General features: G+C 69.0%; 6 protein-coding genes and 2 pseudogenes. 2 read left to right on the top strand and 6 right to left on the bottom strand.

The genetic code is table 11. The features are described 5' to 3' along the window. Window positions 1-284 precede the first annotated feature (284 nt). Window positions 285-1619: pseudogene (gene tnpC, locus H1Q64_RS14380) on the bottom strand (IS66 family transposase); the annotation flags it as partial. Between the two features lie 51 nt (window positions 1620-1670). After that, complete coding sequence (tnpB, locus tag H1Q64_RS14375; RefSeq protein WP_419468843.1) at window positions 1671-1835, bottom strand: IS66 family insertion sequence element accessory protein TnpB; 165 nt, start codon at window positions 1833-1835, stop codon at window positions 1671-1673. Window positions 1836-2073: 238 nt separating this feature from the next. Between tnpB (H1Q64_RS14375) and H1Q64_RS14370 the strand changes: the two genes are divergently transcribed. Together H1Q64_RS14370 and H1Q64_RS14365 are read left to right on the top strand one after the other, a co-directional pair. After that, complete coding sequence (locus tag H1Q64_RS14370) at window positions 2074-2259, top strand: hypothetical protein (protein ID WP_237905881.1); 186 nt, start codon at window positions 2074-2076, stop codon at window positions 2257-2259. 9 nt (window positions 2260-2268) lie between these two features. Beyond that, window positions 2269-4158 carry a recombinase family protein gene (locus H1Q64_RS14365; protein WP_330874573.1) on the top strand — a complete coding sequence of 630 codons (1890 nt, stop codon included), beginning with the start codon at window positions 2269-2271 and terminating at the stop codon, window positions 4156-4158. A gap of 42 nt (window positions 4159-4200) precedes the next feature. On the opposite strand, the pseudogene tnpB (H1Q64_RS14360) reads toward H1Q64_RS14365, so the two are convergent. The 4 genes and pseudogenes from tnpB (H1Q64_RS14360) to H1Q64_RS14345 all read right to left on the bottom strand — a co-directional run. Beyond that, window positions 4201-4398 (bottom strand): annotated as a pseudogene (gene tnpB / locus H1Q64_RS14360) (IS66 family insertion sequence element accessory protein TnpB); the annotation flags it as partial. Continuing rightward, window positions 4395-4844 (bottom strand): IS66-like element accessory protein TnpA, encoded by a 450-nt coding sequence (gene tnpA / locus H1Q64_RS14355; protein WP_237905880.1) that lies wholly within the window; start codon window positions 4842-4844, stop codon window positions 4395-4397. The gene tnpA and the pseudogene tnpB (H1Q64_RS14360), both read right to left, overlap by 4 nt. Before the next feature lie 618 nt (window positions 4845-5462). Continuing rightward, window positions 5463-8807 carry a UvrD-helicase domain-containing protein gene (locus H1Q64_RS14350; protein WP_237905879.1) on the bottom strand — a complete coding sequence of 1115 codons (3345 nt, stop codon included), beginning with the start codon at window positions 8805-8807 and terminating at the stop codon, window positions 5463-5465. 2 nt (window positions 8808-8809) lie between these two features. Beyond that, complete coding sequence (locus tag H1Q64_RS14345; protein ID WP_237905878.1) at window positions 8810-11464, bottom strand: PD-(D/E)XK nuclease family protein; 2655 nt, start codon at window positions 11462-11464, stop codon at window positions 8810-8812. Window positions 11465-11603 lie beyond the last annotated feature (139 nt).

Raw genomic sequence — 11603 nt, 5'->3', positions numbered from 1 at the left:
TCGCATCGCCTGGAGAGCTTCGCCTGAATCCGCTGTCGCTCAGCTGACGCTGAAGGTTGATGAGCGCTTCCACCGCGACCCGCGGCGTACCGAGTACCATGCCGGCGCAGATGACAGGGTCCAGCATCCATTCCGGCAACACCGTGATGATGCCGGGCGCCGCCTCGACGAAAACCAGATGGCCGATGGCGCGCGCCTCGCTCCACATCACCCGTACGCGACGGCCATACAGCGGATGCCAGCGGTAATGGACGTCAACATCCTGCCCGGCATGGGCACAATGGACGGGCGATGGCGATCGGGCGCATGCTTCTTTCCACCGTGTTCGTATCGACGTCGATACGGCCGTCGTCGAGGAAAGCCGCCAGCCCGTCCCAGTGGCCCAGGGTGTAGTTGATCGCCTTGGCTAGGCTCGACTGGCCGGAGATCTCGCCCCGCACCTCCAGCAGCCGGGCCTTCGGCGCCTCCATGAGCGGCTGGCTTTCGGCCTGCCGCGCCCGGCGCCGCGTTTCGGCCGTCGTACCGCGGATGCGCTCCTCGATGGTATACACCGCGCCAATGCGCGCGATCACGTCGCGCGCCACGTCCGACCTGGTGGTCTTGAACACCGCCACGAACTTGCGGCGTGCGTGGCTCAGGCAGAACACCAGCCGGACCTTTGCCCCGGAGCGGCGGCGGCGCACCAGCGCCTTGTAGGCGGCGTAGCCGTCAACCTGCAAAATGCCGGCGAAAGCCGTCATCTGCTCCTGCAGCGTCGCCGTGTCGCGCCCCTCGGCGAACACGTAGCCGACCGCCGGCATGGCCGGCTCCCGCCAGGGGCGGTCGTCCACCGCCTGGGCCCAGAGCTGGCACACCTTGGTCCGGCCCCGCCCGGGATCGAGCCGGGGCAACGGCGTCTCGTCGCAGTACACCCGCTCCTGGGAACGGATGTAGAGCAGGAGCCGATCGTACAAGGGTTTCAGCCACCATGCCGCCCGGCGAACCCAGAACATCAGGGTGGCGCGGTCGAGCGCCACGCCCTGACCGGCGAACATCTGCGCTTGCCGGTACAGCGGCAGATGCCAAGCGAACTTCGCCACCACCACATGGGCGACCAGGGCGGTGGAGGCCATGCCGCCGTCCACGACCCGCGGCCGGGCCGGAGCCTGGACCGGGCGGCCGGCGCAGGCCCGGCAGACGTACTTGGGCCGGATCGTGCGCAGCACGCGCACGACGGCGGGGATGACGTCCAGCGCCTCGGCGACATCCTCGCCGATCCGGTGCAGCCGCCCCGCGCAGCAGGGGCAGGTGGTGCTCTCCGGCTCGATCACCCTCTCCACCCGCGGCAGATGCCGGGGCAGCGCGCCGACGTTCCGGTTCGCCGGCCGCCGCGGGCGCTCAGGGGCGGCCCGGCTGGCGTTGTCGTTGGCCGGCGGCGCGGCCTCAAGGGCGAGATCGCCGAGATCGAGGAGGCCCTATTGGGGATCGATCACCGCCGCCTTCTCCGACTTGGCCCCGAAGATCAGCGCCTTCAGGGTTTTCACCTGCTCTTGCAACTCCGCCTTTTCGGCGGCGAGGCGACGGACCATGCGGGCCAGCTCGGCGGGGTCTTGAGGGAGTGGATCGGGGGGCGGCGGCATGCCCCGGAGTATACCGAGAAAACCCACAGAAACCCAGGTAAATCAACGCATTCAGCCCATCCAGCGCGGCTTCTTGACCGGTGGCGGCGAGGCCGTTTGCCACGCCAGCCCGTCGAGCAGAAGCGCGAACTGCACCGCGCTCAGACGGATCGCTCCGTCCTGGACCGGCGGCCAGGAGAAGCGGCCGGCTTCAAGCCATTTTGTTGCGAGAACCATCCCCTCGACAAGGAACCTCTACAAAGAAGGTCGGGTTGGATTCGGAGCCCGGCGTCGGGGTGGAGGCTCTGCGGGCGCTAGCGCAATGGGTGGCGAAGCACCATGCCCGAACCAGCGACGATCACCGAGACAGTGACCTGGAGCGACCTGCCGCGAGCGCGCCGGCAGAGGCTGGCGGTTCTGCTCGGACATCTGGCGTGGCGCATGGCGCAAGGCCGGGATCTGGCGGAGGCCGGTCATGAGCCGCTGGAGACGGAGCAGTGGGACGCTGCCGAGCAAGGTGGAGGGGCGCCACCTTGATCGACAGGCGGTCGTCTACGTCCGCCTGTCCACGCTGCAGCAGTTGGAGCACAACCGGGAGTCCACCGCGGTGCGGTACGCCCTGGTGGAGCGGGCCTGTCTGCTGGGCTGGGCCCGGCCATAGGTCACCGTTATCGACGACGACCTGGGATGCTCCGCCGCCTCCACCGTGGGCCGTCCCGGCTTCCAGCGCTTGGTGGCGGAGGTCGGGCTCGGCCACGTCGGCCTGATCCTCGGCTTCGAAGTCTCCCGGCTCGCCCGGTCCTGCCGGGACTGGTACCATCTCCTGGAAATTTGCGCTCTGGCCGGGACGCTGATCGGCGACAACGACGGCGTCTACGACCCCGGTCTTTACAACGACCGGCTCCTGCTCGGGCTGAAGGGCACGATGAGCGAGGCGGAACTGCACATCATGCGCGCCCGCTTCGAGGAGGGGCGCTGGAACAAGGCCGAGCGCGGCGACTTCGGCTTTCCGATGCCGCGCGGCTTCCTCCGCCGGCCCTCGGGGGAGGTCGTCCAGGATCCCGACGAGCGGGCCCGGGAAAGTCTGCACCTGGTGTTTGAGGTGTTCGAGCGGCGGCGCAGCATCCACGGTGTGGTGCGGTACTTCCACGCCCACAGCCTCCAACTCCCCGATCGGGTGCGGGGCGGGCCGGCCAAGGGGGACCTCGTGTGGGCGCCCGTCACCCGGAATGCCGTGCTGAAACTCCTGACGAGCCCTGCCTATGCCGGCGCCTACGCGTATGGCCGGCAGCGGCCTCCGCCGACGGACCCCTCGAAACGAAGCCGGGCGACCAGTCCCGGCGAGTGGCAGATCCTGATCAAGGACCGCTGGCCGGCCTACATCGATTGGGACACGTTCGAGAGGAACCAGCGCCAATTGAAGGCCAACCAGAGCAAGCACATCGGCGTCGCCCGCGGCGGGCCGTCGCTGCTGACCGGGATCCTGGTCTGCGGCCGCTGCGGCTCGCGCATGGTGACGACCTACCGCAACAACGGCCACAGCCTGCGCTACGAGTGCACGCGGCGGATGATCAACCGCGGCGAGGAGCATTGCCAGGGGTTCGCCGGCGAGACCCTGGACGCCCTCATCGCCGACCTGGTCCTGGCGGCGCTGCGGCCCGGCGCCATCGACGTCGCCTTGCAACTCGCCGAGGACGTGGAGATCGAACGCGCCCGGGAGCATCGGCAGTGGGAATTGCGGCTCGAGCAGGCACGCTATGAAACCGAACGGGCGCAACGCCAATATGACGAGGTCGAGCCGGAAAACCGGCTGGTCGCCCGCACGCTGGAACGGCGCTGGGAGGCGGCGTTGCAGGCCGAGACGCAGCTTACGGCCGAGCATGCCCGCTTCCTGGCCCGCCAGCCGGCCCGGCTGACCGCGGCGGATCGGGCCGCCATCGAACGGCTCGCCGCCGACATGCCGGCGATCTGGCGGACGGCGAGCACCACCGCGGCCGAGCGCAAGGAGATCGTCCGCCTGATGCTGGATCGGGTGGTGGCCACGGTCGAGGGCGAGACCGAGAACATGGCGGTGGAGTGCCAGTGGGCCGGCGGCCGCCGAACCCGCCACCGGCTGCGGCGGGCGGTACGGCGCATGACCCAGTTGGCCGGGCACGACGAACTTCTTGCCCGGACCACAGCGCTGTTCACCGAGGGCCTGCGCCCGCCGGCCATCGCCCGGACCCTGGCCGCCGAGGGCTGGCTCACGCCGCACGGCCGCCCGGTTACGGAAGGCAGCGTGCGTGCATGGCTGCAGCGCCGGGGTCTGTTGCCGGATGGCCGGCACCGCCCGACCCTGGTGGTGGAGCGGGCTCCGGACGAGTTCACGGTGGCAGAATTGTCAGTCCGCCTTGGCGTCCCCGAGGGCACGATCTACCGGTGGCTGTACAAAGGGCTGGTCCCGGCGCGTCGGGCACAAGCGGTGAGCCAGAACCTCTGGCTCGTCCGCCTGGACGATGCCCTAGCTCACGACCAGAAGCGCCGTCCCCGCAAGCCGACCAAAGTCGAGCACGTCACGTGATGATACCGATAAACCTGCTGTGGAGAGGCATCATGACGCCGGGACGACCAGCCCGCTGCCGTCCCAGACCAGGATTTTGAGTCGGTCCTTGCGCTTGGAGCGGAAGACGAAGACGTCGCCGCAATAGGGATCGGCCTTCAGCGCCTCGGCGACCAGGGCGACCAAGCCATGGACGCCCTTGCGGAAGTCGATGGGCTGCGTGGCGACCACGACCTTGAGGTCGGGACGCAGCGTGATCACCCCCGCCCCCGGGCCGCCGCGATGACCGCCGCCGCGAGGCCGGGATCGACGGCGCCATGGAACACCAACCGCCCACTGCGCAGGTCCATCTCGATGCGACCCGGCGCCGCCTCCCGAGGTGCCGGGCGGCGATCCTCTGGGGGAGCGGGCGTCGCTTCCTCGACCATCGTGACCGGGACGAACAGCGGTGTCTGCACAGGGATCGCCTCCGCGACGATGCCTGCCTCCCGGCGCCAGACCGTGAGCAGGCCGCGGTTCACCCCGTTGCGCCGTGCGACTTCCGAGATGTTGACGCCCGGCGCCGCGCTCTCCGCCACGATGCGCGCCTTCTCCTCCGCCGTGTACGAGCGTCGCTGTCGCCGCCCCGTGATCACCTCGACCCGCCGATACGGCCTGCCTTCATCCATGGCTTCAAGCCTGGGATGAAGTCTGACGCCATCCTCCATCGTACCCTCCGCGCCCCGTGAGCCCGCGCGCAATCTCGATCACGGAACCCGGTTTGGGAAGAAGGGAGCGTTCGTAACGCTTACCGTCAACGCCTGATCCGGTGCAATCACGCTCCGCTTACTGATGATGTGACCGGAGCCAAGCTCATCACCGCGCCGGCGATCCCAGTGCCCACCGGGTGAGGCCCACAGGTGCAGACGCTTTGCCGGCTATGAACGCGGTTGCGGCCAGTGTCTTGTTCGCAAGCCATGTTGGTCATCCGGTGCAGGAGGCGGCTCCGGACGCGGCCGTGCTGATCGTCCCATGACGCGTCTCCGGCCGGCGCGGCTCCGCGACGCGCCAACGTTGACGTGCCGCCGATGCCCTCGAAAAACGGTCTCCCGGCCGTCTTTGCCGGCCATGAGAACCTCTGCACCGGCCTCACGGCGGTCCACCTGATAGCCCCGCTGATGGCGGCCACGGGGCCTCCGCACGTCCGACCGGCTCAGAACGCCGACCCTGTCCACCTCCATGCCAGAAGCCGGCCTTTGGCACAGTGCGGGCACAGGCACGTTGGCGTTAGGGACCTGCCTGCATCGTCGTCCCCCTGACAGGTGGGAGGTCGCAACACTGGCGGCCTATCCGTAGGCCGCCGTCGTCGCCGGCATTCCAACCGAATCGACGGAGCCGGTGGACATGTAGACCACGTAGCCCGCCGATGCGTTGACCGCCAGGAGATAATCCTCGACCTGCACCCGATAATCGGCCTGCGCCTGGGATGACGGATCGACGTCGCTCTTCCAATCGAAGACAGTGAGAATTCGGCCCCCCTCAACCTCGAGAGCGTCCGCGATGCCGCATATTCCCAAACGCTCATCCCCAGCGTTGCTCACCGACAGAACCACAGCCTCCGGGTGGAGACGCGGACGCGCTGCCGCAACGACCGGAATCCGGAGGGTGTTGGCCACGGTCGCCGCCATCTCGGCCGGACAAGGCCCGTCCTTCGGATCGGCGGCGGGCTCGATTTCGAGCTGCTCCAGCAGCTCCTCAGCCCGCGCCACCAGAGCGGGCTCCCCGTCGCCAAGCAGGCCAAGCAGAACCTCCTCCATCAGCTTATGCAGAACGTTGCCGCGAATGGCAGAGCCCTGGATGTCCTCATAGCCGCTGACGAAGGAAGCCGCCGATGCGTGCACTGGCATCAGCTCCACCGTAGAGCGGTCGCGGTCGACATCGCTGGGCCGCCGCCACTTGACCTGGAAGGACGCAGCCAGAACTCGCCTGCTTTCATCGACAAACTGCGGCGCGGTCTGTTCGTTCCTCACGTTTGCCGGCCGCCGAGGGAGATCCTCACAAAACACGGCCGGATCGATGGAAGGCAGGTCGGCCAGCCCGAACTCCAACGCCCGAGCCCAGCAGGAATTTGGCAGGTCGGCCTCATGACGCGGCAGCACCAGGAGATCGCGCGCCCGCGTCAGGCCCACGTACCACAGCCGTTCGCGTTCCAGCCTCGTTTCTTGGCGATCCTCATCGATCGCCGCATCATAGTCCGCCGATGCCAGTCCGAACGCTTTGAAGTGCAGCGTGTCGTCCGAGCGGCGGTGCACGGCGCTGGGGTACGTGAAACCCGCCATGCCGTTGATCGGCACCACGACCGGGAACTCGAGCCCTTTCGACGAGTGGATCGTGATGATGCTGACCGCATCGGCCTCACTGTCCGGGCGGCCCTCCGCCATGCGGTCCGCGTCTTCCCAGTGTCGCTGCATGTCGCGGGCGAACACGCGCAGCCCCCGTACGGCGTAGGGACGCGCCATTTCCAAAAAGAGCTCCACGTTGGCCAGGGCCCGCTCCGCCGCGCGCTCATGGCGTGCGGCGAGAATCGGCCTGACCCGGAGCGCTTCGACCGCGGCACAGAGAAGCGCAAACGGTGTCGTAAAGCGCGCGCTCCGCGCCAGCGGGCGGAGCTGCCTCAACGTTTCCCTGAGCACAGGGTGGTCGACCGTGTCGGGATCGGTCCACAGACGGATCTTCTCGCCGCCTGGCAGCCTGGCCGTTGCGTCGAGCAGGTCGGCTTCGGTCAGACCGACCAGCGGACCACGGAGCAGCGCCCCAAGCGCCAACGTGTCACGGCTGTCCGCCAGGACCCGGGTGAGCGCCAGCAGATCCTGAATCTCCTGGCGCCGCATCAGGCCTTTGCCCGCCTGCGTCGCGATCGGCAGACCGGCATCCTCGAGCGCGCGCTCGTAGATCCAGAGGTCACTGCCCGCGGGCGCCAGAAGGGCGATGTCGCCGGCGCTGCAGCGGCGCGCGCCATCCCGGCCACGGATCTCCAGCTCTCCAATCAGCCCCCGCACCAGCTCCGCAACCCGCCGGGCTTCCGCTTCGCGCAGTTGCTCGGCCGATGGATCAAGGTTCGGGTTCGGAACATCCAGGGCCAGGACGGCCGGGCTTCCCGAGTCCGCCGCGTAGGCATTGAGTTCCTGGAATCCGGGCTGCCCCGGTTGGGAAAGCGGTGCCTTAAAGCACCTGTTGACGTGCTGCAGAACCGGGGGGACAGACCGGAAGTTGACGTTGATGACCAGCTTGCGGCTCTCACATCCCTTCACCAGAAGCCCGCAGGCCTCACGATAGGTCGCCACATCGCCGCCACGGAAACGGTAGATGGCCTGCTTTGGATCGCCCACGACGAAGAGGGCGCCGGGACGGATGTCGAACGCTTTCCAGCCGGCGTGTGCGTCGCCTTCGCCGGCCAACAGCCAGATGATCTCGGCCTGCAGCGCGTCGGTGTCCTGGAATTCATCGACGAGAATGCAGCGGTGGCGGGCAGCAAGTTCGCGGCGAATCTCCGGGTGCTCGCGCAGAAGATTGCGCGCGATGTGCAGGAGATCGTCGAAATCGATGAGCGCAGCGCGGCGCTTGAGGGCGGTGTACCGCTCCCTGACTTCAGCGCAGTCCTGTGCAATGCGCTCGCACAGGCGGCCAGCCAGCCCCTTGACCAGCCGCAAGTAGCCCTCGCCGGCGGCTTCGTAGTGCTGTTTGGCTTCAGCGGCGAGCGTTTCACCGTCACGCCCCGGACGCCCACTGGCCTTTGCCGCCGTGGTCCACGCCGCTTTCGTCGGCACCCCCGCGCCACTCCGCCGGAACGCCCCCGTCGTCGCTGCGACGCAGGACAGCCCCTTGCAGAGCCTCATGAGGCGGAGCAGCGCGCCGGCATCGTTCTGGTCGACCAGGCGCGCGACGTCGTCCGCGAAGGACTCAAGCGTTTCGAGGGTCCGCCGCGTCGCCTCGTCAGGAGACGCCAGCCCGACACCATCGAACCAGGTGCGGAACGCGGCGACGGCCCGGATGAGATCAGCGGCATCGGCCACTCCAAAGGACGCCTGCGGCGGCGCCGCCGTCCGATAGCTCCGCTGCAACCGGCAGACCTCCTCCAGCAGCTTCGAGGCCTCGTCGCCCTGCGTCGCCAGCATCTCAACGACGAGATCGTCTGGCGCTCCCACCACGGACAGCCGCTCCCGCAGCCAGTCGTCGACGATGCCCTGGAAGATGAGGTGCGCCTCGCCCGGGTCGATGATCCGCGCGCCCGGATCCATCCCCGCCTCAATCGGATAGGGCGTGATCAGACGCTGGCAGAAGCCGTGGATGGTCGAGCAGACGATCTGATCCAGCTGTTCGGCGGCGGCGCGCAACCGTTGCCGCTGTTCGTCCTGGAGCCCACCCGCGAAGGCGGGTTCCAGGTCCCGCGGGATCACGCCATCGATCAGCCCCGCGACGAATTCCTCGACGCGGGTGAGGAGTTCGCCCGCCGCCAGTTCCGTAAACGTGATGGCAACGATGCTCTCCGGCGGAACCCCCGCGGCAAGCAGCATGGCGACGCGGCCAGCCATGACCGACGTTTTGCCGGTCCCCGCCCCCGCCTCGACCACCAGGGAGACGTCGTGGGCGGTCAGCGCCGTCCGGCGCGCCTCGCGATCAACGAGCGGCATGCTTACTTCTCCTCCCAGATTTCGGCAAAGGCGCTCAGTTCGTGGCGCACGGCGCCCTCCTTCCGGCGCCAGTAGGTGCGTCTTGCGTTGGCCGGCAGCGCGATGGCCATTCGGTTGTGAGGATCGGCGGCATCGGGCCCCGGCAGCGCCCGGCCCGCCCTCATCGACGCCGCCGCCGCCTGCAGGGCGGCCGTCAGCGTGCCGAGGGTGGTCTGGGGATCGGGCAAGGGCAACACCTGTCCTTCGCGCGGGTAGAGCAGGCGGGTCTCCACCGCGACGCCGTTCCCCAGCAGGGTCTCGACCGCAAAGGTGTAGAGGCAGCGCTGCAGTTCCTTGCCGCCGCCGAGAACAAAAGCGTGCGGCTGGCTCGGAACCTTGCCGGTCTTGTAATCCGTCACCCGCGCCTGCGTTCGATCATCCGAGACGTCGAGACGGTCGATGACACCGTTGATGCGCAGCCCGGTCCCCGGCACCGGCACCGCCGTGCGCGGATCCCATGGCAGACCGCCGTCCGGTTGCGCTTCGGGATTGCCGAACGGCAACTCGGTCCACGACCTCTGACCGGCGAGAGGGGGCTCGGCGACCGACAGCGCGGCGACGGCGCACGACATCGCCTCCCGCCTCGCCTTGTCCCACATCACCGCCGGCGGCACCGGCTGTTCCGTTTCCCACCGGAGGGCGACCGCGGTGCACGCCCGTTCGACGGCGGCCTCGAGGGTGGACCGATCGGCCTGCGCGAATCCTCCAACCGCTTCCAGTTCCGCAACCGCCCCCTGCAGCGTTTCGTGCACGAGATTGCCAAACGCCAGGGCATCCAGCGCCAGAGGCTCCTCCGCCTCCTGCGTGTCCTTCCAGCCGAGCGGGTAGCGCCACAGCCAACCCAGCGGATCGCGCAGCAGCAGCCTGAGCGACGTCGCCGACTGCGGCTTCTCCAGCGCCGCCACGATCAGAGGATGGTCGCGGCGGACCAGGCCGTCGTGCGGAGTGATCCGCGCCGAACTCCAATCCTCCCACGCCGATGCCGCCGAGCGCGCCAGCGCGGTGCCCGCGAACTCGTCCGCCCTGGCCAGCATGCGGTCGCTCTCGCTGTAGGCGTGCTCGGGCACGCGCGACCGCGGCAGAACAAGGGAGGTGAGGCCCGCCGGAACGAGAGGGCTCTTGCCCAGCCGCCGGCCTTCGGCATCGCGCCGGGAGCGCGACAGCACGACATGGGACCCCGTCGCCGTCATCAACACCGCGAAATGGCGCCGGTCGCGCATCGGCACGGGATCCGGATCCAGGTCCAGTCCGATCGGCTTCAGCAGGCGTTGCGGCAGCAGCGGATCATCCGACGAGCGGCGCGGCCAGGCGCGGCTGGTCAGGCCCAACATGCGGACGAACGGCCGCGGGGCCTGCGCCACCTCGCACGCCGAGGCCCAGACGATGGCTCCTTCCGGCCCGACGGGGTCCTCGCCCCTCACGTCGCGCAAAACGACCTCCAGTGCCTCGGGAGCGGCTTCGCGCAGAGCCGCCCGCCAAATTGCCAGAGCGCGTCCGGACAGCAGCGCCTCACCCGCATCCTTCGCGGCCTGCGGCCCACGTTCGGCAAGCTCGAGAACGGGCAGGAGAACCGCCTCGATCGTCCGCGGCTCGGAGCCGTGCGTGTCCTCCACCCTGTTGAGCAGGCGCTTCCACCGCTCGACCGTGGTCAGCGCGGCGTCGGGCGGCAGGGCGTTCTGCCACAGCGGAGGGAGATCGCCCAGGGCTTTGCCGACGGAGCGCAGCAGCGGAACGAGTCGGCGCACCCGGTCCTGCGACAGCCCGTGCAGAAGGATTCGGGCGAGAGCGGCGCACGCTTGGCCTTCGGGCAGCGACGTCGCCGCCCGGCCGTGCGCGAAGTGCACCGGCAGCGAACTCTCCGCGACCGCGGCCGCCATGTCGTCGTCCCACTCGCCGGGGTCGACGCTGACGATCGCGATCTGATCAGGCCTTGCGCGCCCTTCGGCAATGAGGCCGCGCGCCCATCGCAACGCTTCCACCACTTCATGCCGCGGGCCCGCGCACGCCACATGGGCGACCGACGGCGCGGCTTCCCTCGGCCGTTCCACCACGACCTCACTGCCGTCGAGCCAGGCCGGCGGCCGCACCGCCCGCCATGTGACCCGCACATGCCGCGCGAGTTCCAGCACCAGGTCGCGCCAGACGGTGTCGACCTCGTCCACATGGTCGAACGTGACGGGCCCGAGGAGCCGCGACGCGTCGCCGACGTTCGCCATCGCCCTCTCGCAGAGAGTGGGATGGGGCAGCATGCGACGGGGCAACGCCGCGAGGACCGCCTCCTCAAGCCGCGCCATCGCTTCCAAGCGACCGCCGTGGTCCTTGAGGGCGGCCACCCTGAATCCGGCGGTCCAGGCCTTTGTCAGGGTCGCCGCCGCGGCCCTCACGGTGCCGGGCAGTTCGCGCACATCGTCCAACTCCCCGTAACCGGGCACCGCTAGCGCCGTCCACAGCCCTTCGAGCAGAGCCTCGCGCCGCACCGGCTCGACAAAGCCGCCCGCAAGGCGGGCCGCCATCTGACAGACGCTCAAAATTTGGGTACCGTGCGCGCACGCCATCGCCAGCTGGTGTCGCTGCATCCGGCAGGCAAGCTCACTTCCGACGATGACCGTGCAACGCATTCCCGCCCTCCTCTGCGCGACTGGGGGTCGAGGATGGGTGCGCACATTCGCCTTTGTCAACGGAGTTGCACAGCTACATGCACTTCCACCTGCGATCAGTAATCCTGGGGAACCAGAGCGACAGGGCACGGTCTGGCGG

Source organism: Azospirillum brasilense, assembly GCF_022023855.1.
Classification (GTDB): Bacteria; Pseudomonadota; Alphaproteobacteria; order Azospirillales; family Azospirillaceae; genus Azospirillum; species Azospirillum brasilense_F.
The sequence above is the reverse complement of the archived record's forward strand: the minus strand, read 5'-3'. Positions and strand labels throughout refer to the sequence as shown.

What these genes read in the sequence shown, in the direction of transcription:
- tnpB (WP_419468843.1), bottom strand. Translation starts at nt 1,835, where the DNA reads ATGGTTCTCGCAACAAAATGGCTTGAAGCCGGCCGCTTCTCCTGGCCG.
- H1Q64_RS14350 (WP_237905879.1), bottom strand. Translation starts at nt 8,807, where the DNA reads ATGCCGCTCGTTGATCGCGAGGCGCGCCGGACGGCGCTGACCGCCCAC.
- tnpA (WP_237905880.1), bottom strand. Translation starts at nt 4,844, where the DNA reads ATGGAGGATGGCGTCAGACTTCATCCCAGGCTTGAAGCCATGGATGAA.
- H1Q64_RS14345 (WP_237905878.1), bottom strand. Translation starts at nt 11,464, where the DNA reads ATGCGTTGCACGGTCATCGTCGGAAGTGAGCTTGCCTGCCGGATGCAG.
- H1Q64_RS14370 (WP_237905881.1), top strand. Translation starts at nt 2,074, where the DNA reads ATGAGCCGCTGGAGACGGAGCAGTGGGACGCTGCCGAGCAAGGTGGAG.